24 protein-coding genes are annotated in these 24546 nt (G+C 65.2%); 9 read left to right on the top strand and 15 right to left on the bottom strand.

From position 1 onward, the window contains the following. Positions 1 to 82: 82 nt before the first annotated feature. Positions 83 to 943 carry a PhzF family phenazine biosynthesis protein gene (locus AC6EUH_RS10345; RefSeq protein ID WP_499738560.1) on the bottom strand — a complete coding sequence of 287 codons (861 nt, stop codon included), beginning with the start codon at positions 941 to 943 and terminating at the stop codon, positions 83 to 85. A gap of 65 nt (positions 944 to 1008) precedes the next feature. On the opposite strand from AC6EUH_RS10345, the gene AC6EUH_RS10340 reads away from it, so the two are divergent. After that, positions 1009 to 1443, top strand: a complete 435-nt coding sequence (locus AC6EUH_RS10340; protein WP_499738559.1) for a DUF1801 domain-containing protein — start codon at positions 1009 to 1011, stop codon at positions 1441 to 1443. Between the two features lie 103 nt (positions 1444 to 1546). On the opposite strand, the gene rplI is transcribed toward AC6EUH_RS10340, so the two are convergent. The 4 genes from rplI to rpsF all read right to left on the bottom strand — a co-directional run bounded on the left by rplI (position 1547) and on the right by rpsF (position 3333). Beyond that, positions 1547 to 1999 carry a 50S ribosomal protein L9 gene (rplI, locus tag AC6EUH_RS10335; protein ID WP_056428837.1) on the bottom strand — a complete coding sequence of 151 codons (453 nt, stop codon included), beginning with the start codon at positions 1997 to 1999 and terminating at the stop codon, positions 1547 to 1549. A 17-nt stretch (positions 2000 to 2016) separates the two neighbouring features. Beyond that, the gene (rpsR, locus tag AC6EUH_RS10330) at positions 2017 to 2256 is read right to left on the bottom strand and encodes a 30S ribosomal protein S18 (protein ID WP_003800144.1); all 240 of its coding nucleotides are present in this window, start codon (positions 2254 to 2256) and stop codon (positions 2017 to 2019) included. A 126-nt stretch (positions 2257 to 2382) separates the two neighbouring features. Further along, positions 2383 to 2976: a single-stranded DNA-binding protein gene (locus AC6EUH_RS10325; protein WP_024366240.1), complete on the bottom strand. Its 594-nt coding sequence runs from the start codon at positions 2974 to 2976 to the stop codon at positions 2383 to 2385. Positions 2977 to 3027: 51 nt separating this feature from the next. Continuing rightward, positions 3028 to 3333 carry a 30S ribosomal protein S6 gene (gene rpsF, locus AC6EUH_RS10320; protein WP_056428835.1) on the bottom strand — a complete coding sequence of 102 codons (306 nt, stop codon included), beginning with the start codon at positions 3331 to 3333 and terminating at the stop codon, positions 3028 to 3030. Positions 3334 to 3574: 241 nt separating this feature from the next. Between rpsF and AC6EUH_RS10315 the strand changes: the two genes are divergently transcribed. The 7 genes from AC6EUH_RS10315 (at position 3575) to AC6EUH_RS10285 (ending at position 11845) form a co-directional block, all read left to right on the top strand. Further along, on the top strand, positions 3575 to 4249 hold the full coding sequence (locus AC6EUH_RS10315; RefSeq protein WP_056428832.1) for a DUF1345 domain-containing protein: 675 nt from the start codon (positions 3575 to 3577) through the stop codon (positions 4247 to 4249). 424 nt (positions 4250 to 4673) lie between these two features. Beyond that, positions 4674 to 5585, top strand: a complete 912-nt coding sequence (locus tag AC6EUH_RS10310; RefSeq protein ID WP_235500177.1) for a DUF6492 family protein — start codon at positions 4674 to 4676, stop codon at positions 5583 to 5585. 98 nt (positions 5586 to 5683) lie between these two features. Beyond that, entirely contained in the window at positions 5684 to 6847 is a 1164-nt protein-coding gene (locus AC6EUH_RS10305) for a glycosyltransferase family protein (RefSeq protein WP_499738558.1), read from the top strand. A gap of 47 nt (positions 6848 to 6894) precedes the next feature. After that, positions 6895 to 8310, top strand: a complete 1416-nt coding sequence (locus AC6EUH_RS10300) for an O-antigen ligase family protein (protein WP_499738557.1) — start codon at positions 6895 to 6897, stop codon at positions 8308 to 8310. Then, positions 8298 to 9143, top strand: coding sequence for a YveK family protein (locus AC6EUH_RS10295; protein WP_499738556.1), 846 nt, complete (start codon positions 8298 to 8300; stop codon positions 9141 to 9143). Before AC6EUH_RS10300 ends, AC6EUH_RS10295 begins: the two co-directional genes overlap by 13 nt. Then, positions 9140 to 10456 (top strand): exopolysaccharide biosynthesis GT4 family glycosyltransferase EpsE, encoded by a 1317-nt coding sequence (gene epsE / locus AC6EUH_RS10290; RefSeq protein WP_499738555.1) that lies wholly within the window; start codon positions 9140 to 9142, stop codon positions 10454 to 10456. The genes AC6EUH_RS10295 and epsE overlap by 4 nt, the downstream gene beginning before the upstream one ends. A gap of 48 nt (positions 10457 to 10504) precedes the next feature. Continuing rightward, positions 10505 to 11845 carry a hypothetical protein gene (locus AC6EUH_RS10285; protein WP_499738554.1) on the top strand — a complete coding sequence of 447 codons (1341 nt, stop codon included), beginning with the start codon at positions 10505 to 10507 and terminating at the stop codon, positions 11843 to 11845. A 75-nt stretch (positions 11846 to 11920) separates the two neighbouring features. Here AC6EUH_RS10285 and AC6EUH_RS10280 read toward each other — a convergent pair whose 3' ends face one another. From AC6EUH_RS10280 to AC6EUH_RS10245, 8 genes are all read right to left on the bottom strand, one after another. Then, positions 11921 to 13237, bottom strand: a complete 1317-nt coding sequence (locus tag AC6EUH_RS10280) for a M18 family aminopeptidase (RefSeq protein WP_499738553.1) — start codon at positions 13235 to 13237, stop codon at positions 11921 to 11923. 40 nt (positions 13238 to 13277) lie between these two features. After that, positions 13278 to 14198, bottom strand: a complete 921-nt coding sequence (locus AC6EUH_RS10275) for an intradiol ring-cleavage dioxygenase (RefSeq protein WP_499738552.1) — start codon at positions 14196 to 14198, stop codon at positions 13278 to 13280. 288 nt (positions 14199 to 14486) lie between these two features. Beyond that, a complete protein-coding gene (locus tag AC6EUH_RS10270; RefSeq protein ID WP_499738551.1) occupies positions 14487 to 15935 on the bottom strand; it encodes an amino acid permease in 1449 nt (482 codons plus the stop codon). Between the two features lie 264 nt (positions 15936 to 16199). Continuing rightward, positions 16200 to 16922, bottom strand: coding sequence for a response regulator (locus tag AC6EUH_RS10265; RefSeq protein WP_499738550.1), 723 nt, complete (start codon positions 16920 to 16922; stop codon positions 16200 to 16202). Between the two features lie 14 nt (positions 16923 to 16936). Next, on the bottom strand, positions 16937 to 18268 hold the full coding sequence (locus AC6EUH_RS10260) for a sensor histidine kinase (protein WP_499738549.1): 1332 nt from the start codon (positions 18266 to 18268) through the stop codon (positions 16937 to 16939). Between the two features lie 31 nt (positions 18269 to 18299). After that, the gene (locus AC6EUH_RS10255; protein ID WP_499738548.1) at positions 18300 to 19220 is read right to left on the bottom strand and encodes an ABC transporter permease; all 921 of its coding nucleotides are present in this window, start codon (positions 19218 to 19220) and stop codon (positions 18300 to 18302) included. Positions 19221 to 19223: 3 nt separating this feature from the next. Further along, positions 19224 to 20168, bottom strand: a complete 945-nt coding sequence (locus AC6EUH_RS10250) for an ABC transporter ATP-binding protein (RefSeq protein WP_056428806.1) — start codon at positions 20166 to 20168, stop codon at positions 19224 to 19226. Positions 20169 to 20304: 136 nt separating this feature from the next. Beyond that, positions 20305 to 21801, bottom strand: a complete 1497-nt coding sequence (locus AC6EUH_RS10245) for a bifunctional phosphatase PAP2/diacylglycerol kinase family protein (protein WP_499738547.1) — start codon at positions 21799 to 21801, stop codon at positions 20305 to 20307. A gap of 108 nt (positions 21802 to 21909) precedes the next feature. On the opposite strand from AC6EUH_RS10245, the gene AC6EUH_RS10240 reads away from it, so the two are divergent. Next, complete coding sequence (locus AC6EUH_RS10240; protein ID WP_499738546.1) at positions 21910 to 22623, top strand: phosphatase PAP2 family protein; 714 nt, start codon at positions 21910 to 21912, stop codon at positions 22621 to 22623. Here the strand turns inward: AC6EUH_RS10240 and AC6EUH_RS10235 are convergent. Together AC6EUH_RS10235 and AC6EUH_RS10230 are read right to left on the bottom strand one after the other, a co-directional pair. Next, on the bottom strand, positions 22559 to 23746 hold the full coding sequence (locus tag AC6EUH_RS10235; RefSeq protein ID WP_499738545.1) for an MFS transporter: 1188 nt from the start codon (positions 23744 to 23746) through the stop codon (positions 22559 to 22561). The two genes, AC6EUH_RS10240 and AC6EUH_RS10235, sit on opposite strands and share 65 nt — an antisense overlap. After that, positions 23743 to 24516: a DeoR/GlpR family DNA-binding transcription regulator gene (locus AC6EUH_RS10230; RefSeq protein ID WP_499738544.1), complete on the bottom strand. Its 774-nt coding sequence runs from the start codon at positions 24514 to 24516 to the stop codon at positions 23743 to 23745. The genes AC6EUH_RS10235 and AC6EUH_RS10230 overlap by 4 nt, the downstream gene beginning before the upstream one ends. Positions 24517 to 24546 lie beyond the last annotated feature (30 nt).

The raw sequence follows: 24546 nt of genomic DNA, 5'->3' as shown, positions 1-24546 counted from the left end.
TTTATTCCCGCCTCCGTTGCCCTATCACTTTTGGTCCCTCTGACGCCGGAATGGCAACCGTAAGGGATAGGGCATCTGGGGGTCAGAGCAGGACAAAGCCTTCGATGCAGCTCACCGAGCTGCCACCGACCCAGATGTCGTCCCCCACGGCGTCGACATGGATCCGTCCCGCCCGGCCCAGCGCCGTTCCCTGCGCCGCGACGTAGGATTCCGGGGCGCGGCCGCTGCGGATCAGCCACTGGGCCGCGCCGGCGTTGAAACTGCCGGTGACGGGGTCTTCCGCCGCGGCGTCGCCCGGAATGAAGGTGCGCACTTCGAAGCCGACCCCGGATCCGGCAGGGTAGGGACCGATCACGCCGACCTTGAGTCCGGCCATCGCCGCATAGTCGGGTCTAATGGACAGGACTGCCTCCGCCGACTCCAGCAGCACGCCGATCCAGTTCGGCCCGTTGACCAGCCACGACGCGTCCAGGAGCGCTTCCCGCGACATGCCCAGTCCGGCGGCCACTTGGGACAGCTCCGCCTCGGACACCGGTCCCGACCGGGTCAGCGGCGGCGCCGCGAAGGCAAGCCGGCCGCCGTCGCGCTTGACCCTGACCAGCCCGGCGCCGCACTCCTGGACCAGCACGCCGTCCTGCCGGGGGATGCCGCCGGCCTCGAGCCAGGCGTGCGCCGAGCCGAGGGTGGGGTGGCCGGCAAAGGGGAACTCTTCGCTGCCGGTGAAGATCCGGACCCGGTAATCGGCCGCAGGGTCGGTGGGCGGCAGCAAAAAAGTGGTCTCGGCGAGGTTGGTCCAGTTGGCAAACTGCTGCATGACGTCCGCCGGGAGACCCTCGGCATCGACGACGACAGCCAGCGGATTCCCGCGGTAGGGCTCGGCAGAGAAAACGTCCACCTGCCCGAAGGGACGCAGACGGGGCGCAGGCGCAGGGTTCCGGGTCACCGCAGCAGGCTACCACCCACGCCGTTGCGGCTGACAAGGGTGGCGCGGTCTGCGAGACTGCCCCCATGGCCGTGAACAAGACCCAAAACAAGACCGTGGCAACCGGCGCGTCCGTCGAGGAGTTCCTCGCCGCCGTCGAGCATCCCGTCCGCAGGGAGGACGGGCTCCGGTTGCTGGACCTGATGTCCGGGATCACGGGGCAGCAGGCCGCGATGTGGGGCCCGACGATAGTGGGCTTCGGCGAGTACCACTACAAGTACGGGACCGGGCGCGAAGGCGATGCTCCCGCCGTCGGGTTCTCACCGCGGAAGGCCAGCCTGTCGCTGTACGGACTGACCTATGGTCCCGAGGCGGCGGAACTCCTTGGCCGGCTGGGGAAGCACAAGACCGGCGCGGGCTGCCTCTATGTCACCAAGCTCGATGACATCGACGAGGCGGTCCTCGCCGAGCTGATCCGGGAGGGGTACCGGCATGTCAGGACGGTTCTGCACCACGGCTGAGCGTCCCGTCTGGGATAACGCAGAAGGCCCCCGCGTCCGGTTCCTCAGGGGAATCCGAAGGCGGGGGCCTTCCAGCAGTTCAGGACTGCAGAGCCGGTGAGGGCTACTTGCCTGCGACTACGTCGAGATCGATCACAGCGGCAACGTCAGCGTGGAGGCGGACGTTGGCCTGGTAGGAACCAACCGACTTGATGTGCGCCGGCAGTTCCACCTTGCGCTTGTCGATGCGGCCAAGGCCAGCGGCCTCAACAGCGTCGGCCACGTCGCCCTGCTTGACGGTGCCGAACAGGCGTCCGGTCTCGCCAGCCTTGACAACGAGCTTGACCGGCTTTGCGGAGAGTGCAGCGGCCTGCTTCTGAGCGTCTTCCAGGGAAGCGTGCTCGCGGGCGGCGCGGGCAGCCTTGATGGACTCAACCTGCTTCTCGCCACCCTTGGACCAGGTCAGAGCGAAGTTGCGGGGCAGCAGGTAGTTACGTGCGTAACCGTCCTTGACCTCGACAACATCGCCTGCAGCACCGAGACCGGTTACTTCGTGGGTCAGAATGAGCTTTGCCATGTTAGTTAATCCCTTCCTTAGCCGCGGCCAGCGCCGGAGTAAGGCAGCAGAGCAACTTCGCGGGCGTTCTTGATTGCCTGGGCGATCTTGCGCTGTTCCTGCACCGTGACGCCAGTGACGCGACGGGCGCGGATCTTTCCGCGGTCGGAGATGAACTTGCGCAGCAATGCTACGTCCTTGTAGTCGATGACAGTGATGTCAGCGGCCTTCAAGGGGTTGGACTTTGGTTTGGGCTTACGGAGTTCAGCCTTAGCCATCGTGGAGCTCCTATTCGATGGAGCCCGTGGATATTGATCCACGGGATGGTGGTGATCCGACGCCGGTCAGCGCCCGTCCGCCTTGTGGCGTTCCGGCGGGTTCCGACGTCGAACCTTAGATGTTGTTTAGAAGGGAGGTTCGGAATCCGGGCCGTTGCCCCAGCCGCCGCCTGCATTGCTGACACCGGGCGTGGCCCAGGGGTCATCCTGCTGCTGTGCGGGCTGGTTGCCGCCCCAGGTTCCGCCCGAGTTGCCGCCGCCCTGGTTTCCACCAGAGCCGCCGCCGAAGCCGCCGCCGCTGTTGCCGCCGCCGAAGCCACCCTGGGCGCCGTTGCCGGCACCCCCACCGCCGGAGCGCTGGGTGCGGTTGACCTTGGCGTTGGCGTAGCGCAGGCTGGGGCCAATTTCATCGACCTCAAGCTCGATAACGGTGCGCTTCTCGCCTTCTTTGGTTTCGTAGGAACGGCTCTTCAGCCGGCCCGAAACGATCACGCGCATGCCCTTGGTCAGGGATTCGGCGACGTTCTCGGCGGCTTCACGCCATACCGACGCGCGGAGGAACAGGGTTTCCCCGTCCTTCCACTCATTGGACTGGCGGTCGAAGGTGCGGGGAGTAGACGCGATGGTGAAATTCGCTACTGCCGAACCTGACGGTGTGAACCTCAGTTCGGGGTCATTGGTGAGATTACCGATGACCGTAATAGTGGTTTCGCCTGCCATCTACTGCCTCCTTGTTCGTTCCTGCGGGGTTAAAGAATGAGGTGCGGCTGATTACTCAGCAACAACCTTCTGCTCTTCGGGGCGGGTGATCTTGGTGCGCATGATGGTCTCATTGAGGCTCAGCTGGCGGTCAAGTTCCTTGGCGGTAGCCGGCTCAGCGGTGAAGTTCACCACGGCGTAGATACCTTCAGACTTCTTCTGGATTTCGTAAGCCAGGCGACGACGGCCCCAGATGTCAACCTTTTCGATGGTTCCACCATCGGTCGTGATGACGTTCAGGAACTTCTGAAGCGTTGGCTCAACGGTACGCTCTTCGACCTCGGGGTCGATGATTACCATCAATTCGTAAGGACGCATATGTGAACCCACCTCCTTTGGGCTAAGCGGTTACGGCATTTCCGTAACAGGAGGTTCATTTGCGGTGCCGTGTGCCCGCATCACCCCCAGGAACGGGGGCAGGGCGCAGCACAGACTTCAATAGCTTAGTGCATCGGGGCCGTATTCCACGATTCCACGCCCTGCCAGCGTAGGCACAGATGCCGGAGAGCCGGAAGCGAAGAGGACCTCCATGTGGACAACGCTGTGCCATGATCGGGGAATGACCACCGGATTACCGCCCGCCCGGCCCGTGCGCCGCAGCCGGCTGCGTTTTGCGGTGATGCTCACCGCGGGGGCCGCCGCGGCCGCGGTCACGGCACTGAACGGGTACTGGGTGGCGGCGCCCGCCGTCGGCTGGGGAGTCGCGGCGCTGACCTACGTCGCGTGGGTCTGGCTGGCGATCGGCCGCTTCAACCCCGCCGAAACCCGGGCGCACGCCACGGCGGAGGACCCGTCCCGCGGTACAACGGACCTCTTGATCCTGGCGGCCAACGTCGCCAGCCTCGGCGCGGTGGCCGCCGTCGTCGTCGATACCCATTCCAGCGGCGGCGGGTCCCGCTTTGGCGGCGGCCTGTTGGCGCTGGCATCGGTCGCCCTGTCGTGGATGCTGGTGCAGACGCTGTTCACGCTGCGGTACGCCGAGTTGTACTACGGCACGGGCGGGAAAGCCGGGACGGCGGTGGGCGGCGTCGATTTCAATCAGGAAGGGCCTCCGCAGTACACCGACTTCGCCTATCTCGCCACGAGCCTCGGCATGACCTACCAGGTCTCGGACACCGCCCTGCAGAGCCACGGCATCCGGGCGGAGGCGCTCAAGCACAGCTTGCTTTCCTACCTCTTTGGGACCGTCATCCTCGCGACGACGATCAGCCTCGTGATCAGCCTGGCCTTCTAGGACGGCGTAGGGGTGACCGTGCCCCCTTGTGCCGGAGACCGGTGTTGGAGGTTCCGGGACGAAAAACGAGTACTGGGCGGGCAAACTACTCGACTTCAGTCACTGCCCTACTCGACTATCCATGCGGCCTAGTCCCCCGGCAGACGCCCAGCCTATATTTGCAAAAGCACAGCCATTTGGTCAGGGTTTCGCTCCAACCCCGAGCGTACTCGGGGCGGCACATTAGTAGGTCGGGGCGGAAGTGTCTTCAAGCCGACGACTTACATAACCCTGACTCAACCGTTTTCCTAGCGATTGAATGGGGGGCCCATGGATTTTTCCAGCCAAAACACGGCGACGGAACGCACCCAGCAACTTCCCGGCCGGGGCCGGTCCAACTCCCGGAATGTCGCGGCGTGCGTTCGCTGGGGTCGTCGGAGAAGCCATGGGATCTAAACCAGAACTCGCCGTCCTGACACCCAGCTATGGGCCAGACGCCGAACTGTGCCGGGAACTCAATCGCTCGGTCCTTCGCTGGATGCCCGAAAACGTCATCCATCACATAGTCGTTCCAGGGCAGGACATTCCTTTGTTCCGAATGCTCTTGAACAGTAGGACCGAAATCCACGAGGCTGGCGAATTCCTGCCGAGTTCGATGTGGAAGGCGCCCGGCGTCAATTTGTGGATCAACCGTTCGCATCCGTGGCCACCCGTCAGGGGCTGGATAGCCCAACAATTGATTAAGTTGTCTGCGTCAGCCACCCTGAAGGCCGACGCCGTGCTCCTCGTTGATTCCGACATGGTGATGGTCGCGCCGACGGACATTGAGTCCTTCCGGAAGGATGGCCTGCTGGAAATGTACCGGAACCCGGGAGCGATCCATTCCGGACTGCCCCGGCACCGTGTGTGGCTCGAATCAGCAAGGGCCCTCCTGGGGTTGGACCCCCCTGAAACCGGGACCTTGACGGACTACATCTGCTGGCCCTGCGTCTGGGATCCAGAAATCGTCCGCGCCACGCTTAAGCGGGTTGAAGACGTCAGCGGCCGGCCTTGGCAGTCCGCAATAGGCTCCCAGCTCCACTTCTCGGAGATGATGCTCTACGGGACGTACGTAGACGAAGTACAAGGGGGCCCGCCCGCCGCGACGTCACGCATGAAGAGCGTCAACTACTCCGATGAAGTGCCATTGAACGGAGCGGAAATCACCCGGATGCTCCATGGAGCCCCCGCGGATGTCTTATCGGTCATGATTTCAGCCAAATCAGGTGTCACCCATGAGCACCGGACGCAAGCACTCGCTGGCTTCGCAGATTATTTAGCGGCGGGCCGGGATAGCACCCCTAGAGGTATATCTTGATCCCGTCACATCGGTCTCCTGCCCACTTTTGGCAGCGCATTCAGTCCACTGGCCCGGCGGGATTTGCCCCGGCGCTTTTGCGGCGTATGGCGCTGAAGATGGACCAGCGCTACGACTTTTTGCGTGCGGAGCTGCCCGTACGCATCGAGGACCTTGTTGATTCCAGCGGGATGCGGCCCCCTCACCCTTCGCGAACTCCAGACGCGTCACTTCGGATCGGCTGGGTGTGCTCGCCTCCGGGCCCGGGCTCCGGCGGCCACACGACGCTCTTCCGCATGGTCGAAGAAGCGGAGCAGCGGGGTCACGAATGCACCCTGCTGCTATATGACCGGAACTCGGATGACGTTGCCCGCCATGAGCCGGTGATTCGGCGGTATTGGCCTAATATCAGGGCTGGAATCCGCAGCGCGACTGGAGCAATTGGTGGCATGCATGCCCTTGTTGCCAGCTCCTGGGGCACTGCCCACGTCGTGGCAAGGAGGGCCCCCTCCACAGTTAACTGCTTTTATTTCATCCAGGACTATGAACCGTATTTCTATCCCCGCGGTGCCCTCTACGCCTTGGCTGAAGACACGTACCGATTCGGGTTTACCAATATAGCGCTCGGCGAAATGGTCGCATCCAGGCTTCAGAGCGAATTGGGTATCACAGCAGATGCAACGGTTCCCTTCGGATGCGATACGAGTACATACAAGCTTCTCCGCCGTGATTCGGCACCCCGCGCCGGCATTGTCTACTATGCCAAGCGAAGCGTGGACCGTCGTGGATATCTGCTGGCGAAGCTTGCATTAGAGATATTTCATCTTCAGCACCCAGACCAGGAAATTCACATCTTCGGAGACACCGTGTCGGACTGGAACATCCCCGTCACGAATCATGGATCCTTAAGGCCGTCCGCGCTCAACGCTTTGTACAACCGGACGATTGCCAGCGTTGCCCTCTCCTTCACCAATATTTCTCTGGTTGCCGAAGAACTGATGGCCGCCGGCAACGTGCCTGTGATGAACGATCATCCATTCCCCAGAGCCGATCTATCCACGACGGCAGCCATCTGGGTGCCGGCCACTCCTGCTGGAATCGCACATGGACTTTCGGAAGCTGTTTCCGCGGCGGACATCGAAGGCAGGGCCCGGCACCTGGCAGAATCCGTCCGGCGGACATGGCGCCTACCGTCAGTTCTTGTTTCTCAGGAAATTGAGCGGATCTGTCGCACGCCGGCTAACGAGTTTGCGCTGCCCCCAACAGCGGAGGCGGCCCCATGAGCCGGCATCGGCTGCAACCACAGCAATCCGAGAGGGAAAGTCGCTCTGTGGCAGGCAACTCCAACTCGGCGGCGTCCCCTCCGGTCGATAGGTTGAAGAGGCAGAAAGTACCGTTCCTTCTGCGCGCCATGGCATTCTGCATCTTCTTTTTTCCGTCGTCCATGGTGTTCAAACCGGTTGGTGCGGCCGGCACCGTGCCGATGATGCTGGCGGTTCTCGTTTTTCTCCTCTGGATCTTTTCGGTCCTCTTTGGGCTCCATAACCCGATAAAGGTCCGGCATCCCGGACGCGTAGCGCTTGCGGCGTTGTTCGTGGCGACTTGCGCTTCCTACGCTGCCTTGTACGCGGGAATCACGGGGGGAAGTACCGAAATGGCGCGTGCCTCCGCAGACCGATGGTTGATCCTGTTGATGGCCAGCGCAGGCATAGTGCTCGTCGTCGGCGAGGTCGTCCGCACGCTTTCTGATGCCATGGTATTCATCCGAGCCCTTCTGGCCGGTGCGTTTTTTTGCTGCCTCGTTGCACTGGCCCAGTTCGCTTTCGGGATAAACCCCATGGAGTGGTTCCAGTACGCAATGCCCGGCTTCACGTACAACGGCGGGGACACACCGTTCCAATCAAGGGGTGCGCTACTGCGCGTTGCAGGCAGCACTTTCCACTCGATCGAACTGGCCGTAGTGTCCGCCATGCTTCTGCCGTTGTCCATATGGCGTGCGATCTATGACCAGGGCCGTTGGATCGGTTTTAGGCTATTAGGCACGTCGCTTTTGATATTTGCCATCGCATCAACCGTCTCGCGTTCCGGAGTCCTTGGCCTTGTGGTTGGGCTGGCCGTGTTCATACCGTTCCTCCCCGCCGTTCCGCGTATATGGGCCCTTATCGCGTCGCCAGTCGCCCTTGCCGGCCTCTTTTTGGGTGTTCCCGGACTTGTAAGCACGCTAACTGGAACAGTGACATCCTCAAGTTCGGACCCGTCCATTTCTACCCGAACAAACAACTACCCCCGGGTCGAAGCGATGGTGGCCCAGCGTCCGCTATTTGGCGCGGGGCCTGGCAATTATGAGCCTGATTCTGCAATCCACATCCTTGACAACGAGTACTTGAATGCGGCGGTAACGCTCGGCCTCGTTGGTCTATTTGCGGTTGCGATTTATCTGATTGTTCCCGGCATTTCCGGTATTTTGGCCGCTCGGTCGTCCCGCAACCCGCAGTTGAAGTCCTTGGCAGGTGCTGTCGGAGCCGGTGGGCTCGTCGCCGGGATTTGTTCCCTAACATTCGATTCCCTGTCGTTCCCTGTTTTTGCCCTCACATATCCAGTTCTGATTGGCCTAGGTGGAGCTGTTTGGGTCATGGCAAGAGCAGAGAAAGAGGCTATGAGCCTTGGCGGCGAGGTGCAAATCCAACTCCGCAAAGAATTGGTTTCGAGTCATAAATTACCAGGAGGGCTGCAGTGGATCCCTTAGCAGTTTTGAGAACGCTTTGGCGGCATCGAATCGTTTCTATCCCGATTCTTCTTTTGACTTTGGCTGCCGGGCTGTACGTATTTCAGTTTGCCCCCCGGTCCTACGAAACGTCCGCCACGTATGCCATGATCAATCCGGACATACCGACTCAGCAGGATCTGCTCAACAACCCGGAACTCGGGAAGTTGAATGATAAGAATCCATATCTGCGTTCTTCGGATCCGTCGTTGATCGTTCAGGTGCTCCTGACCCGGCTCAACGACAGTTCCATGGCCGACAAACTCAAAGAACAGGGACTGAGCCCGGAATATACAGTCAGCCGCGGCGTTGGCGGCATCAATGGCTTCCTGGTCGACATCACCGGAATTGCTGAAACTCCTGAGAAGTCATTCGCAACCACCCGCGCTCTCGGAAGTACACTCGAACAATATCTCTACGACGGACAGAAGGTTAATGGCGCGGACGACGCCTATCTGTTCTCCTCAATAATGGTCGCTCCTCCCGACAAGGCTACGGAGCAATTCTCCAGTAGGCTGCGGTCACTGATCGCGGTGTTCCTCGCGGGAGTAGTACTCATGTTCGGGGCCGTCTCGATCGCCCATTCGATATCGGTGACCCGCACTCGCCGACAGTCCGGGATCGGGGACGTTGCGGAGATCGAGGCGGAATCAAGAAACAGAATCAGGCTCAGGGCTCCTTTGGCGAAGGACGCACCGAACCACATGGAGCCACCCTTCCGGAGCCCCGACCCCGAGCCCTCCCCCGGCGAGGCGCTCGCGACGCCTGCGAACGGCGCAGAGGAAAGCAAGAGAATGTCCGAGCTGGCGAGGTGACCGAGAGAACAGCAATCCACGAGTTTCGGCTCGGCTACCTTGTACCTGAATTTCCGGGGAATACGCACAGCTTTTTCTGGCGGGAGCTGGATGTGCTGCGCCAGCTGCACGTTTCAGCAGATGTGGTGTCCACCAGGAGCCCTGAGAATCAGTTGGCGGCGCAAGAATGGGCGGCGACGGCACAGGGAGTCACAACCTATTTGGCCGCATGCTCAATTGGTGCGTTCCGGACGACCATAAGCGGGTTTCGTCGGAGACGGCCGGGGGCGTTTTCCGCATTAATCCTGACGGTCCGCGGCGCAGCGCAGCGGGAGGCCACATCAGGAAGTCTTGCGACCCGCTTCCGCGTTTGCGCGCGGCAATTGGGGTGGGTGGTGCTGGGCGCCAGACTCGCCGGTCTGGCCCGACTGAATCGATGGCAGCATGTGCACGTGCACTCCTGCGGCAATTCTGCCTACATTGCTATGTATGCGCATCTCCTGACGGGATTACCGTATAGCCTGACTCTTCACGGTCCTCTGAGCGACTACGGGCACAACCAAAATCTGAAATGGAGTACGGCGGCTTTCGGCGTAGTCATCACTGAAGGCTTGAAACGTGACGTCGAGTCGGCGCTGGGAACTGATCTGCCGTGTGAAGTCGAAGTGTCACCGATGGGAGTCGACGTCCAAGAGTTCACCCGTCACGACTCGTATTTGCCGTGGCCCGGCCACGGCCCGCTCAGAGTCTTCTCCTGCGGTCGCCTGAATCCAAGTAAAGGCCATGACGTGCTGCTACTCGCCGTGCAGGAAATGGTAGAGAACGGCACGGATGTGCAATTAGTTATTGCGGGTGAGGACGAACTGGGTGGGCAGGGTTACCGTCGCGAACTTGAGCGAATGATCGTGGTGCTGGGCCTCGAATCTCGAGTCCGGCTGCTTGGAGCAGCACCGGCTGCGTCCGTCCGGAGCGAATTGGTTCGTGCACACCTCTTCGCTCTCGCCAGCCATGCCGAGCCCCTCGGAGTGGCAATTATGGAAGCCATGTCAATGGGGGTGCCCGTCGTCGTCACCGACTCCGGCGGTGTCCCCGAGTTGGTGGATGACAGGATCAGTGGCATCCTCGTCCGCCCTGGCCGACCAGACTTGCTGGCCGCGTCCATGCTCAGGGCCGTATCCCAGCCGGATCTCTGCCGCAAGCTCGGCGCAGCAGGGCGTCGTCGAGTGGAATCATCGTTCAGCCATCAGGGCAGCGCGAAAACCCTCGCCCGCCTGGCACGTGCCGCCGCTGCGAGATCTTTCACCACCCCGGAACGGGTCGCCGATCTCCCCTGATTGCCCACCGACCACAGGCAGCTCATCCCGAAGACCTTGGGAGTTCAAATGTTCAGAAACCCAACCCTGCATCCGCGTACGGGCCAGCCCATGCCCCAGATCCGAAAGTTCGGGCCTGCCGCTGTTTTGGTGTTCGTCATCACATCCATCGCGATCGGCGCACTATTCGGCTTCCGGCCAGGAACATTACCGGAACCTGCGGCCAAGCAAAGCAGCTCCACGCTTGCTCTGGTGGGTCCCTTACCCAGTCTGGCCAGGATTCCTTGGGAGGGCGGTCCTGGGTACTGGAGTCAGTTTCCCAAACCCCGGGATGCCGGCTGGACAGATCCCAGCTTCTTTCCGATATCAGTTTTCATGGGAAAACCTGAACATGCGGCGGCGCTGAAAGCACTGGGCATTAATACGTACATGGGGGCGGAACATGACGGCTCCTCGCTTTCGAGCATTACAAAGCAAGGCATATTCGTCCTTCCGCAGGACGAGTGGACACAATCAGAGGTGGGAGACGACACCCAGGCTGTTGGCTGGTTCATATCAGATGAATGCGACATGGGGATCGGCTGCACGGGTTCAAATCCAGCGGAAAACCTCGCTGATCAGATCAGCAAAGTGGAGCGCGTTCACGCCTTCGGCGACGGCCGCTTCACAATGGCAAACTACGCAAACGGCGTCCTTGACACGTACTGGGCCCGGGGCAGCATGGTCCAACTCATGAAAATCGTGGATGTGGCCAGTGTGGACAAGTACGCCTACACCAGTCCCTTCGTGGATGACCAGATGACCCATTCTCCGCATTGGCCAGCCGAATCCAGCCCCGCGTCTGCCGGTTCCTATGGCTGGGTGGTTGATCGAATGCGCGCGTACCAGGACCCGGCCGGGCAGCATCCTAATTGGATCTTCGTAGAGGCCGCGATGCCGCTACTCACCGACTCCGGATCCCGAACGATTACGCCGGATCAAATCGAGGGGGCCGTATGGTCCGCCATCATCCATGAAGCACGGGGGTTAGCCTACTTTCAGCACAACAACGGTTCGATTTGTGGGTTCTATTCACTTGTCGAGTGTGATCGGGCCAGACTCGACCGGGTCGCGGAGATAAATGCCGAAATTCAGTCGCTAGCCCCCGTACTGAACACGCAGTCGTATCAGTTCAGCTTTAACAAATCCACAGACACAATGCTGAAGGTCTATGACGGTTCTGCGTACATTTTTGCGGGCATCGGTCTGCACCAGGTTCCCGGCCTCAAGACGTTCGTCATTCCCCCGGAGATCACTGGGTCTACCGTCGAGGTCATTGGTGAGAATAGAACTCTACGCGTCACCGACCATTCCTTTAGTGACACTTTTGAGAATGAGTTCTCGCACCACACGTACCGGCTGACACTTTAGACTTTCAGGGCGGTCTAAATCCGAGGAACGCCTCTCCCGGTACCTTAGGCGCAAAATCCGGGCCAGGCCCTGTTCCTACGCCCGCGTCCGGAAGAACAGCTCCGTCACCTTCGCCAGCCTGTACGGATCTTCGACTCCGCAGAGTTCGCGGGCGGAGTGCATCGACAGCAGGGGCACCCCGACGTCGACCGTCCGGATGCCGAGGCGGGTCGCCGTCAGCGGCCCGATCGTGGAGCCGCACGGCATCACGTTGTTGGAGACGAACTCCTGGTACGGGATGCTAGCGTCCGCGCACAGCCGCGCCCAGAGGGCGGCGCCGGTGGCGTCCGTGGCGTAGCGCTGGTTGGCGTTGATCTTCAGCAGCGGGCCGCCGTTCAGGACCGGCCGGTTCGCCGGATCGTGCCGCTCGGCGTAGTTCGGGTGGACGGCGTGGCCGGCGTCGGCGGACACGCAGAACGACGCCGCGAAAGCCTGACGGCGCTGGCTAGCCGTGGCGCCAAGACCGTCGGAAATGCGCACCAGCACGTCCTCGAGGATGGGCCCGCTTGCTCCGGACCGGGAGGCGGAGCCGATCTCCTCATGGTCGAACGCGGCCAGCACGGCAATCGGCGCCCCCGCGGGCTGCGGCGCGTTTGCGTGGGCGATCAGCGCCGCGAGCCCGGCGTGGGTGGCCGAAAGGTTGTCCAGCCGGCCGGAGGCGAAGAACTCGCCCTTCGCGCCGAAGACGGCGGGGGCCTGGGTGTCCGCGATGACGACGTCGTAGCCGCCGATCTGAGCCGAGTCCACGTCCGCGCCCGGAACCCGGTCGGCCAGCAGGCCCAGCAGGTCCTCCCCCGCTGGGTCCCCGAGCCCGTAGACCGGGTTCATGTGCTGCTGCTTGTCCAGGGCCAGCCCCTCGTTCACGGCGCGGTCCAGGTGGATGGCCAGCTGGGGGAACCGCAGCAGCGGCCCCGTGGCGGTGAGGTGCTGGGTGCCGTCGCGCATCACCAGGCGCCCGGCGAGCTGCAGTTCGCGGTCCAGCCAGGAGTTGAGCAGGGGGCCGCCGTAGACCTCGACGCCGGCCTGCAGCCAGCCGAACTTACCGGTGGTGGGTTTGGGCTTGAGCTTGAACGACGGCGAATCGGTGTGGGCACCCAGGATGTTGAAACCGGTGGTGGGGCCGGCCGTCTCCGGCGTCACCCAGGCGATGATCGCGCCGTCGCGGATCATGTAGGACTTACCGGCGCCGCCGCCGGAGGCCGCGGCCCAGGGCTGGAGCTCGTCCAGGGCGGTGAACCCTGCCTCGTCAAGCCGGCGGGCGGCCTCGTGGACGGCGTGGAAGCTCGACGGCGACGCGGTAACGTACGCGCCGAGGTCCTGAATGTGGGCTGCGGCGTTGGACTGTGAAGGCATGGCTCCGAGTCTAGCGCCGTGCCGTCGGCCCGACGGGTGCCTAGACGGTGACGTTGAGCCCGGCCGTGTACCCGCCGGACACCGATCCCGTCATTGTGGCCAGCTGGTAGATGCCGCCGTCGTCGCCGAAGACGTTGTCCGACGTCAGCGTGGTCCGGGGGAAGTTCCGGGCGCTGGATTCATAACCGGCTGAGGCGTAGACCTCCTTGCAGGCAGCCTCGGTCAGGGCGATCTGGGACACGGCCAGGACCTGCCCGGCCGCCGTCGCGTTGTCCATGGACTCGAAGACTTCGAAGTGGATGTGCGGCCAGCGGCCGCTGTACGCGCCGGGGAAGATCGTCTGGAAGGTCACCTGGCCGTTGGCGTCGGCCTCCTGCACGCCGCGAAGGAAGTTCTCGTTCGTCAGCCCGGCGTCGTACATGGAGTATCTGCCGTCCTTGTCGCAGTGCCAGGCGTAGACGGCGGCCCCGCCCAGGGGTGCGCAGCCGTTGGCGTTGTCGAGGAGGGTCAGCGTGACGGTGAGCGGCACGCCGTCGGCCGTGGTGCTGGAGGTGCCAAAGCTGGAGGTGATGTCCTTCCGGACGACGCCCGAGGCTGCCAGGACGTTCGGGCCGTTGGAGCCGTCGCCGGGATACGGTCCGGCGGTCTCCTCCGGGATTTCCACGCCGCACTCGGCGATCGCGCGGGTCAGTGCCGGCGAGGCAGAGGCGGAGGGCGTGCCCGTCACCGCCGCGGTGCCGGAGGCCGCCGACGTCGGGGCGGACGCCGCCGCCGCTCCCGTGGAGGCGGACGATCCGCCCGCTGTGGAACCGCCCGGGGTGCACGCGGCCAGGGCGGCAGCCGCTCCGGCACCGAGGAACATGCCCAGCGAGCGGCGGCTCAGGAGGGTGGAGAGGTCGAATTCCAGGCCGCGATCGTGGTTGGGGTGCGGTTCATGCGGGGGCTGCGGGGTAGGGGTCATGGGTCCATGCAACCCCGGAGCACTATGCCTTGGCTAGGCCCTCCCTGTGAGGGTGCTGTGGCTGGCTCCGGAGCAGTCCGGGCGCCGGCAGGCCTCCGGGACATGCCCTCCCCGACGGCCAGGACTGGGCATGTCCCCCCAGGCCCGCGGGACATGCCCTCCCTGGGCCACGCCGAGTGGACAGCATGCCACCATGTCCACCGCAGGGCACCAAGACTGGGCATGTCCCGCGGTGCCGCCGAGTCTGCGGCCCGGGCGGCGCCCCAGGACCGGGCATGTCCCGCGGTGCTACGCCGCCGGGCCGGCGCCCACGGTGACGTCTTCGGCAGGCTCGCTGGTCCCGTCCTTGCCGGCGTCGGTCCCGTTGCTGACCGCGGCCGGGAACTTCCCGCCGTTCTTGCGGTAGCGCCACAACCCGATACCGACCACAACGGCGGCGAGGGCCAGGGAGAGCAGCAGTGATTCGCGCGTGGATTCCAGGAGGAGCATGCCGATCAGCAGCGCGACGATGCTGAGGATGGCCACCCAGGTTAGATAAGGGAAGAGCCACATCTTCAGCTGGAGGTCCTTGGCTGCGGCGCCCATGCGGCGGCGCAGGATCAGCTGCGAGCCGGCGATCACGAGCCACACGAACAAGGCAATGGCGCCCGAGGTGTTGACTAGGAACAGGAACACCGTGTCCGGGGCGATGTAATTCAGGCCAACGGTGATGAAGCCCACCACGGTGGAGGCCAGGACGGCGGCGGCCGGAACGCCGCGCTTGGAGATCCGCATCCAGGACCGCGGCGCGTCGCCGCGGCGGGAGAGCGAGAACAGCATCCGGCTGGCGGTGTACAGGCCGGAGTTGAGGCACGACAGGACGGAGGTCAGCACCACAATGTCCATGATGGTGCCGGCGCCCGGGATGCCGTACAGCTCGATGACGGCGACATAGGGGCTCTTGGCCACGGAGGCGGAGTTCCAGGGCAGGAGGGTGACCACAATCGCGATGGACCCGATGTAGAACACGAGGATGCGCCAGACGGTGGACTTCACGGCCTTCTTGACCGCGTCGACGGGATTTTCCGACTCGCCGGCGGCGATGGTGGCGATTTCAGCGCCGAAGAAGGAGAAGACAACAACGAGGATGCCCGCCAGCACGGCACCGGGTCCGTTGGGCATAAAGCCGCCGTTTTCCAACAGGTTGCTCACGCCGGGGGCCGGGACGCCCGGGATGAAGCCCAGGATTGCCGCAACGCCGAAGAGCAGGAACAGCACGATCGCCGCGACCTTGATGGACGCGAACCAGAACTCGAACTCGCCAAAGGACTTCACCGAACCCAGGTTGGTCAGGGTCAGGACCACCATCAGCAGCAGCGCCCAGACCCACTGGTCGACCCCCGGGACCCAGCGGTGCATGATCGCCGCGCCCGCCGTGGCCTCGATGCCCAGGACGATGATCCAGAACCAGGCGTACAGCCAGCCGATGCTGAATCCTGCCCAGCGGCCCAGCGCCTTGTCCGCGTACGTCGAGAAGGAGCCTGTTTCCGGGTTGGCCGCGGCCATCTCGCCAAGCATCCGCATGACCAGAATGACGACGAGTCCCGCCGCCGCGTAGGCGACCAGAATCCCCGGGCCTGCCTGCTGGATCGCCGCGCCGGAGCCGACGAACAGCCCGGCGCCAATCACGCCGGCGATGGCGATCATGGACAGGTGCCGGGGTTTCAGGGATTTGGAAAGCTGTTGGTCAGCCTGCATGAAGCGCCGTCCTTCGTGGATTGTGCGGGTCCGCGGGTAGATCGTTGAAAGTTGTGCGGCGGACCACATTGACGTTTCACCCTAGACCGGGCGGGGAAGCGCCCGTTCTGTGCAATCCCACAAATGACGGGCGCCCGGGCCGGGCATAATGCCAAGAGCAAGGCCCATGGGGCAAGGAAAGTTGCCTCACGGGCAATTCTGAAATGTGCCTGAAACCACTGCTTCAGGCTCCGCCGCCGGAAGCGCTCCCCTTAGCCCGCTGAATCAGTAGTCCGGATTGCTGGGCACCACCAGGCCGGTCTCGTAGGCGTACACCACGGCCTGCACCCGGTCGCGCAGGTGCAGCTTGGTGAGGATCCGGCGCACGTGTGTCTTCACGGTGGCTTCCGAGAGGAAGTAACGGTGCGCAATCTCGGCGTTGGAGAGTCCCTCAGCCAACGCTCCGAGCATCTCGGCTTCGCGCGGGGTCAGGTCCTCCAGCAGCGGGTCACTGGTAGCCCGGCCCCCGGTGGGGGCCCCCTGCCCAGCGGCCCGGCCGCCCGCTCCCGCCCCGCCGCCCCGGACGTACGTTTCCAGCAGCCGCTGCGTGACGCGGGGCGCCACCACCGCGTCGCCGCTCGCCACCACCCTGACGGCGCTGACCAGTTCGGCGGGCGCCACGTCTTTGAGCAGGAAGGCCGAGGCACCGGCCCGGAGCCCCGCGAATGCGTATTCGTCGAGGTCGAACGTGGTCAGGATAATAACCTTTGCGCGGGCACCGGAGGCGGCGATGGCCTGCGTGGCCCCGATCCCGTCCAGCACCGGCATCCGCACGTCCATCAGCACGACGTCGGGCGCGAGGTCCCGGACCTGGCGCACCGCTTCGGCGCCGTCGGACGCCTCGCCCACAACACTCAGGTCATCCTCGCCGTCCAGGATCAGGCGGAAGCCCATCCTCAGGAGCGGCTGGTCGTCCACCAGCAGGACGCGGATCGGTCCGGTACTCATCGGTTCCCCTTGACTCATGTGCCCTTGCTTTCGTTGTCGCCGTTCCAGTGCAGGACGGCGTGCACGCGCCAGCCGCGGTCCCCGCTCCGTCCTGCCTGCACGGTGCCGGCGTAGATCCGGGCCCGCTCCAGCATGCCGGCGAGGCCCTGCCCGGTGCCCACCGGCCCGGGGGAATCCCGCGACGCCGGCGCCGCGGCGGAGCCGCCGGAGTCGACGGAGCCCCTGCCGTCGTCGACGACGTCGATCGTGACAGTGGGTCCGTCGCGGACAACCGCCACATCCACCCGGCCCAGGGAACGGCCGTAGCGCAGCACATTTGTCAGCGACTCCTGCACGATCCGGTAAACGGTCAGCCGGAACGCGGCGTCGTCCGGCAGCGACGGCCCGGTGTGGGTGTAGTGCAGCGGGAGTCCCGCGGTGCGGAAGCCTTCAAGCAGCTTGCCCAGGTTGTCCCCGGCGGCGAGCGGCTCCCGCGGCGCCTGCGCGGGGCCCGCGTCGTCGCGCAGCACGCCAAGGACGCGCCGCATGTCCGCCAGCGCCGCGCGGCCGGTGCGGGAGAGTTCCCCGAGGACCGCCGCCGCCTGCGCGGGGTTCCTTTTGACCACGACGGCGGCCCCGTCCGACAGGCTGATCATGACCGTCAGAGAATGCGCCACGATGTCGTGCATCTCGCGGGCGATCCGGTTGCGTTCCGTGACCGACGCGAGCCGCGCGGTCCTCGCTGCCCACGCGGCAATCTCGTGCTCATGCTCGCGCCGCTGCCGGACCGAGACGCCGATCCCGGTGGCAATGACATTGGAGAGGGTGATGCTCACCGCGGCCGCGATGCTGGTGATGAGCTGGAAGTTCTCCGGCGTGCTGACCCCCATGTCCGGCAACCGGCCATCCAGGGGACCGACCGCCAGCAGGAAGTACAGGAACACCAGCGGCGCCGTGGCCGCGGCCAGAGTCGCGAGGGCGAAACGCCGGCTGCGCACCACCGCCACCGAGTAGAGCGCAAACCACAACCCGGCGGAGACGTTGGAACCCCAAGGGTGGAGCAGCGTCACGCCCACCTCAAGCAGCGCCACCACAGCCACCACTGCGACCGGGTGGCTCCGCCGGAACAACAGCGCCGCGGCGGCCGCCGCGAGCAGCAGCGCCACCGGCCAGACGCCGTCGAGCACCGATTCCACCGCCGTCGGCGTGACGAGGAGCAGGTAGCAGGCCACCACAACGGCGTCCATGGCGCGCGGATGCTGAAACAGGTAGCGCCGGACCCGGCCGCGGCGCCGGGCAGTGATTTCAGCGAGGGACGCGTCGGCCTGGCCGGCCGGCGCGTCCCTCACTGGAACTGCATCGATCATGCTCTGAGCCTAGACGGTGCGCACGAGCCGACTACACGTCCCGCTTTTTGAGCAGCACGGCGGCCAGGACCACCGGGATGACCACCCAGGCGCCCAGCACCAGGGCGGCCTGCCAGGCTTCCAGGGTGTCCGGGAGGTGCTCCACGGCGATCATCGGTTCGACCGTGTTGCCGGGCAGGTACTTGCGGGCCTCGACGAAGAAGTCGCCCGGGATCAGCTGGAAGGCAATCGGGGCCACAAAGAACAGCCCGACCAGGCTCATGATGCCACCGGCGGAGTTGCGGATGATCGCGCCCAGGGCCATGCCGATGGCGGCGACGGCGGCGACGTAGAGGCTGTTGATGAGCAGCATCTTCACCGACTGCGAGCTGGAGAGGTCCAGGTTGAGGTTGTAGTTGTCCAGGATCGGCAGGGACACGAGGCCGGCCAGGTACACGGAGGCGGCGGTGAGGACGAACGCCGTCACCATGACCACAAGCAGCTTGGCGGCGAACGCCGGAAGCCGCTTGGGGACGGCCGCGAAGGTGGAGCGGGCCATGCCTGTGGTGAACTCGGAGCTCATCAGCAGCACCCCGAGCGAACCCAGGATCAGCTGGGCAAACGCGATGCCGGACGTGGGGACGCCGACGGCGAGGTCCCCGCCCTGGGCCGCGAAGGCGGCGGCCGCTTCCGGGTCGGTGCTGGCAGCCTCGGCGAACTGTCCGGTGCCCCAGGCAGAGAGAGCACCGAAGCCCACAACCACCAGCACGGTGCAGCCCAGCAGGATCAGCGTGGACAGGAGAGTGCGGAACTTGATGAACTCCGAGTTCAGCACCCGGGGGAAGCTGGGGCCCGGGCCGGTGCTGAGGCTGTCGCCGGCCCGGTTGCCTGCCGTGTTGTTTGCCGTGTTGCCGGCCGTTCCGCCGTGCTCGCCGCGGCTTGGCGGGGTGGGTTCAAAAGTGGTGGAACTCATGGTTCAGTTGCCTCCGGACGGGACGGGGGCGTGGTCGCCCGTGGTGATCAGCGAGTGGTACTCGACCTCATCCTTGGTCAGCTCCATATAGGCCTCCTCGAGGCTGGCCTGCAGCGGGGTGAGTTCGTAGATCATGACGTGGCTGTCGAGGGCCGCGCGGGCAATCCGGCGCGGATCCAGGCCCGTGACCTCGAGCAGTTCGTTGTCCTGCAGTTCCACGGAAACGCCGTCCCCCGCGAGCAGCTGCATCAGCTGGTCCGGCTGGTCGGTGCGGACGCGGGTGCGGATCCGGCCCTTGCCGTTGATGATGTCCTGGATGGGGGCGTCGGCGATGATCTTGCCGCGTCCGATCACAATCAGGTGGTCCGCGGTGACGGCCATTTCGCTCATCAAGTGGCTGGACAAGAAGACGGTGCGCCCCTCGGAGGCCAGGTATTTGACGAGGTTGCGGACCCAGACAACGCCTTCCGGGTCCAGGCCGTTGACGGGCTCGTCCAGGATGACGGTCTGTGGGTCCCCGAGCAGCGCCGCGGCGATCCCCAGCCGCTGTCCCATGCCGAGCGAGAAGCCGCCGACCTTCTTCTTGGCCACATCGGCCAGGCCCGTCATTTCGATGACTTCGTGCACCCGCTTCTTGGGGATGCTGTGCGTGGCGGCCATTGCCCGGAGGTGGTTGTAGGCCGAACGGCTGGTGTGGACCGCCTTGGCGTCCAGCAGGGCGCCGACATCGCGCAGCGGCGCGTGGTGCCGGTCGAACGGCACGCCGTTGACGGTGACGGAGCCCGACGTCGGCCGGTCCAGCCCCATGATCATGCGCATGGTGGTGGATTTGCCGGCCCCGTTCGGGCCCAGGAAGCCGGTGACCCGGCCGGCTTCGACGGTGAAGTTGACTCCGGCGACGGCGGTCTTTTCGCCGTAAACCTTGGTCAGGCCTCGTGCTTCGATCATGGAAGCGTTCCTTTACCTAGCAGTAGGGGGTGTGTACACACCACGCTACCGAGGCGAAGGACCGATTTCGCCGGTCTCAGGGATGATTCAGGGTCGACTCAGGGTAGTCCGGAAGGAGGATGACGGCGTCCGGGTGTCAGGATGCCGGCGAGTAGTACGTCAGGGCGCCGGGCAGGACCGAGAACTCGACGCCACGCACCCCCGGCATGACCTCGCCGTCCACCGCAAGGACCATGGATGTATCGCCCGGTTCCACCCGGATGCTGCTGCGTTCGCTCAGGTGTGTGATCCGGGACGTGGCGACCGTTCCTGTCAGCACGGACCACAGCAGCCGGAGCCTGGCGAATGATTCATCCGCGGTGATGAGCCTGAGGTCGAAGACGCCGTCATCCAGGACCGGGCGCACCAGCGGGGCATGGTCGCGGGGGTAGTACCGTCCGCGCCCGACGTACAGGATCCAGAGTTTGTGCCGCACCCCGTCGACCACCAGGGTGGTGGGTGTTCCGGCGGCAAAGGTCCGGAACATCGCAACGACGCCGGCCACGGGTTTGCCGAGCGCAGGCTGCAGCAGTTCGCGCCGGCGCACCAGGTTCGGGTAGAGGCCGATGCTCGCCGTGTTGAGCATGGCCAGGTGGAGCACTTCGGGGCTGTCCGGCAGTCCGCGCTCCACGGCCACCAGGCCAAGGTCCGCCCGGGCCGCTTCGCCGCGGGACGCGGCTTCGACGGCGGCCGCCAGCGTGGGAGTGCCGGCGTCCCGGGCGAAATGGTTCAGCGTCCCGCCCGGTAGAACCAGGAGCGGGAGGGAATGCTCGACGGCGGTCGCCGCCGCCGTGCCGACGGTTCCGTCCCCGCCCCAGACGCCCAGTGCCACAACCCCGGGGCGGCCGGCGACCCGGGAGATCTCCTCCGCGACGTCCTCGTCCGGGGAGATCTCCTTTATATACGCCTTGGGGAATACTTTCTGGAGGGCCGCCGCGGTCTCCTCCGCATAGGCGCCGCCCAGCGTGTTGACCGCGATGCCCAGGCCTTCACCCTCCGGCAGTTTCGCGGCTGCAACCGCGCTCCGCCGGACCTCGGGGAACGGCGGCCGCACCGGCCACCACTTGCGGGTCACCATGGCGGCACCCGCGCCGATCGCCGATCCGAAGAACACATCCGAGGGCCAGTGGGCGCCAGTGTGGACACGCGAGTAGGCGACGCCCGCCGCGAGCGGGGCCAGCGCGGCGCCAAGGCCGGGCCGCACCAGTCCGGCGCCGAAGGCGAATGCCACGGCGGAGGCGGAATGCCCCGAGGGCATGGATGAGCTGGTTGGTTGGGGATGGACAAACCTAAACGCCGGGAGGTGCTCCGGCAGCGGACGGGCCCGCGGCAGCAGCGTCTTGAAGCCCACGTTCGTGACCGCGGAAGCGACGGCCTGCGCCAGCAACCCGTGGACGGCGGCCCGGCGCGTCCTCCCGGGGAAGAGCGCCATCACGGCGGCGATGCCGATCCAGAGCTTGCCCTTGTTCGCCGCGGCGGACAGCCTTCGGAAGAAATCGTCATGACTGCCGCCAGGGAGGCCGGACACGGCGCTTACCAGTGTCCGGTCGAGTCTCTTGAACCGCCCGGGCGCCTTCCGCAACATGCTTCGCATGCGATCACCCTACTGCCGTCACGGGCTGCCGCGCTGTCAGGCGGCCCGGAGATTTCCACGGCAGCGGCCTCCAGCGGGCCAGGGCGCCCGGTTGGCTAGGATAGGGCAATGACCCGAGTGCTGGATCCTCAGCGATTGTCAACGGGCCGCGTGCTGGCGGCCAGCACGGCCCTGCTCACCCTCGGCGTGGTCCTCGGAGGACTCCTTGTGGCGGAGGTGCGGTTGCCGCCCTTCCAGGGCGTGGACGACGGCTGGGCCCGCGGGATCGCCGCCCTGCGCAGCCCGTTCTGGGACGGGATCAACGCCTTCCTTAACCTGGCCGGTTACCGGGGTGTCCTGGTGCTCCATGCGCTGCTGGTCGTGGCACTGCTGCTGAGGAGACGCCCCCAGACGGCCGTCTTCGCCGCGGCGGCCGGCATCGCCGTCCTGATTTTCACCCAGATCCTCAAGGCCGGTATCTTGCGGGACCGGCCGGACAACACGATTGTCCTGACCGACACGGGCTCATTCCCCTCCGGTCACGTCGCCAGCACCGCGGCATTCCTCGCGGTGGTCGCCCTCCTGGTGGGGCGCGCCTCGGTCTGGGTGATCGCTTCGTTCGGAGTGCTGGCCATGATGGTCAGCCGCACCTATCTGTCCGCGCACTGGCTCGTGGACACCGTGGGAAGCGTTTGCCTGGCGGTCCCGGTGGTGCTCCTGCTCTGGCTGTTGTTCCAGAACATATGCATCCAGGAGAATGCAGACGCCCGCCGCCTGCTTACGTGGCGCGCAAGGGCTTCGCGGCGCCGGCGAGCAGCAGCGCACCTAGAATCGGAATCATGATGGCCAGCAGCGCCAGCCGGATTCCGATCAGATCACCGAGGTAGCCCAGCAACGGCGGACCGGCCAGGAACGCCACGTACCCGATCGTGGACACCACGGACACGCGGGCCGCCGCGTATTTCGGGTCGTCGGCCGCGGCGGACATTCCCATCGGGAACGCGAGGGCGGCGCCCGCTCCCCAGAGCACCGCGCCGGCGGTGGCCAGCGAGAGGTTGCCGGCCAGTACGAAGAGTCCCAGCCCTGCGGCGGCGGCGGCCATGCTGGCACGCAGCACAACCACCCGGCCGTAGGCGTCGATCGCCCGGCCGCCAAAGAAGCGCACTGCGGTCATGGCCAGGACAAAGGCAGCGAACAGCAGGGCCCCGGTGGACTCCGTGGCGTCCAGGCCGTCCACCGCGGCCTTGGCGATCCAGTCGTTGCCGGCGCCCTCGGTGAGCGTCGCGCCCAGCACCACCACACCGATCAGCAGTGTTCGTCCGTCCCGCCAGGCCGAGCGGCCCTTGTGTTCCCGCGCTTCCCCTGCCGCCGGCGCGGGCGCCGGGGTATGCGGCAGGAAGTAGCGCGGCGCAAACAGCGTCAGCACGGCGACGATGGCGGCGATCACCAGCAGGTGCGCCGGGAGCCCCACCCCAAGCCCTGCCAGGCCCGCTCCGATCAGGGCCCCCAGGAACGCGCCGCCGCTGAAGGCGGCATGGAACTGCGGCATGATGGTGCGCCCGAGTTTGTGCTCGACGTCGGCGCCTTCTATGTTCTGGGAGACGTCCCAGAGCCCGATCCCCATGCCGAAGAAGAACAGTGCGATGGCAGTCCCGGGGACGGACTCCGCCAGCAGCGCCAGAGCCACCCCGACGCCGGCCACGGCGGCGACAAGGCCCGCGGCCCGAACGGCATTGGCCGTCCCGATGCGGCCCACGACGTGGCCGGCGGTGGGCAGTGCGATCAGTGAGCCCGCCGCGACGCACAGCAGCAGGGTTCCCATCTGCCCCGAGGAAATATGCAGGATGTCCGTCACCGCGGGAATCCGGGCGGCCCAACTGGCGAACACGAGCCCGTTGATCCCGAAAATCAGGAAGGTCGCCGCGGCAGCGGCCTTGAGTTGCGGTCGGGTTGCCGTCTTGGTCATACGATCACTACTTCCACCGAGTGTTGGGTGAGCCGGGCACGTTCGTCGGGGCTCAGTTGCTTGTCCGTGACGAGGACGTCCACCGCATCGAGAGATGCGACGAGCGCGACGGCGCTGGCGTTCCATTTGGTTCCGGAGCAGGCGACGATCACCCGGCCCGCGGATTCCACGCCGGCACGTTTCACCGCGGCATCCTCAAGGTCGTGAGCCAGCAGTCCGTCCTGGAGGTTCAGTGCGCAGGGCGTCACAATGGCCGTGTCGAACCGCAGCGAGCGGATGGAGGATTCCGTCATGGGCCCGCGGAAGGACAGCTCCCCGGGGACGAGGCGCCCGCCGGGCAACAGCAGTTCGGGACGCCGGCCGGCCGCCGGCCCGCCGGCGGCAATCGCATTAACGGCCTGCAACGACATTGGCATCAGGGTCAATTCCCTTTGTTGCAGCTGGCGGGCCACCTCGGTGGCCGTGGTGCCGCTGTCCAGCCAGACGTGGCCGCGGTCCTTCAGCAGGGCGGCCACCCCGGCTCCAATCCGCACCTTGGCGGCGTGGTCCTCGAGTTCGCGTTGGCCGTATTCGGGGGTCTCCCCCCGCAGCACGAGGCTCCGGGCGCCGCCATGGACCCGGCGGAGAACCCCGTGGAGCTCCAGCACGTCCAGGTCGCGCCGGATCGTGGCACCCGAGGCGCCGCATTCGGCCATCAGCTCATCGACGCTCACATGGTCCCGGTGGCGCAACAGCTCGCCGATGCGGCGGTGCCGCTCGTCAGTGTTCATGTACAAATGCTAGCGCGGCGTGATCATTTA

Source organism: Arthrobacter sp. 001422645 (genome assembly GCF_059816125.1).
The sequence above is the reverse complement of the archived record's forward strand: the minus strand, read 5'-3'. Positions and strand labels throughout refer to the sequence as shown.

What these genes read in the sequence shown, in the direction of transcription:
- AC6EUH_RS10250 (WP_056428806.1), bottom strand. Translation starts at nt 20,168, where the DNA reads ATGATCGAAGCACGAGGCCTGACCAAGGTTTACGGCGAAAAGACCGCC.
- AC6EUH_RS10270 (WP_499738551.1), bottom strand. Translation starts at nt 15,935, where the DNA reads ATGCAGGCTGACCAACAGCTTTCCAAATCCCTGAAACCCCGGCACCTG.
- AC6EUH_RS10325 (WP_024366240.1), bottom strand. Translation starts at nt 2,976, where the DNA reads ATGGCAGGCGAAACCACTATTACGGTCATCGGTAATCTCACCAATGAC.
- AC6EUH_RS10245 (WP_499738547.1), bottom strand. Translation starts at nt 21,801, where the DNA reads ATGCGAAGCATGTTGCGGAAGGCGCCCGGGCGGTTCAAGAGACTCGAC.
- AC6EUH_RS10280 (WP_499738553.1), bottom strand. Translation starts at nt 13,237, where the DNA reads ATGCCTTCACAGTCCAACGCCGCAGCCCACATTCAGGACCTCGGCGCG.
- AC6EUH_RS10230 (WP_499738544.1), bottom strand. Translation starts at nt 24,516, where the DNA reads ATGAACACTGACGAGCGGCACCGCCGCATCGGCGAGCTGTTGCGCCAC.
- AC6EUH_RS10255 (WP_499738548.1), bottom strand. Translation starts at nt 19,220, where the DNA reads ATGAGTTCCACCACTTTTGAACCCACCCCGCCAAGCCGCGGCGAGCAC.
- AC6EUH_RS10265 (WP_499738550.1), bottom strand. Translation starts at nt 16,922, where the DNA reads ATGAGTACCGGACCGATCCGCGTCCTGCTGGTGGACGACCAGCCGCTC.
- AC6EUH_RS10260 (WP_499738549.1), bottom strand. Translation starts at nt 18,268, where the DNA reads ATGATCGATGCAGTTCCAGTGAGGGACGCGCCGGCCGGCCAGGCCGAC.
- AC6EUH_RS10310 (WP_235500177.1), top strand. Translation starts at nt 4,674, where the DNA reads ATGGGATCTAAACCAGAACTCGCCGTCCTGACACCCAGCTATGGGCCA.
- rplI (WP_056428837.1), bottom strand. Translation starts at nt 1,999, where the DNA reads ATGGCAAAGCTCATTCTGACCCACGAAGTAACCGGTCTCGGTGCTGCA.
- AC6EUH_RS10275 (WP_499738552.1), bottom strand. Translation starts at nt 14,198, where the DNA reads ATGACCCCTACCCCGCAGCCCCCGCATGAACCGCACCCCAACCACGAT.
- AC6EUH_RS10235 (WP_499738545.1), bottom strand. Translation starts at nt 23,746, where the DNA reads ATGACCAAGACGGCAACCCGACCGCAACTCAAGGCCGCTGCCGCGGCG.
- AC6EUH_RS10315 (WP_056428832.1), top strand. Translation starts at nt 3,575, where the DNA reads ATGACCACCGGATTACCGCCCGCCCGGCCCGTGCGCCGCAGCCGGCTG.
- AC6EUH_RS10305 (WP_499738558.1), top strand. Translation starts at nt 5,684, where the DNA reads ATGGACCAGCGCTACGACTTTTTGCGTGCGGAGCTGCCCGTACGCATC.
- rpsF (WP_056428835.1), bottom strand. Translation starts at nt 3,333, where the DNA reads ATGCGTCCTTACGAATTGATGGTAATCATCGACCCCGAGGTCGAAGAG.
- AC6EUH_RS10340 (WP_499738559.1), top strand. Translation starts at nt 1,009, where the DNA reads ATGGCCGTGAACAAGACCCAAAACAAGACCGTGGCAACCGGCGCGTCC.
- AC6EUH_RS10285 (WP_499738554.1), top strand. Translation starts at nt 10,505, where the DNA reads ATGTTCAGAAACCCAACCCTGCATCCGCGTACGGGCCAGCCCATGCCC.
- rpsR (WP_003800144.1), bottom strand. Translation starts at nt 2,256, where the DNA reads ATGGCTAAGGCTGAACTCCGTAAGCCCAAACCAAAGTCCAACCCCTTG.
- AC6EUH_RS10240 (WP_499738546.1), top strand. Translation starts at nt 21,910, where the DNA reads ATGACCCGAGTGCTGGATCCTCAGCGATTGTCAACGGGCCGCGTGCTG.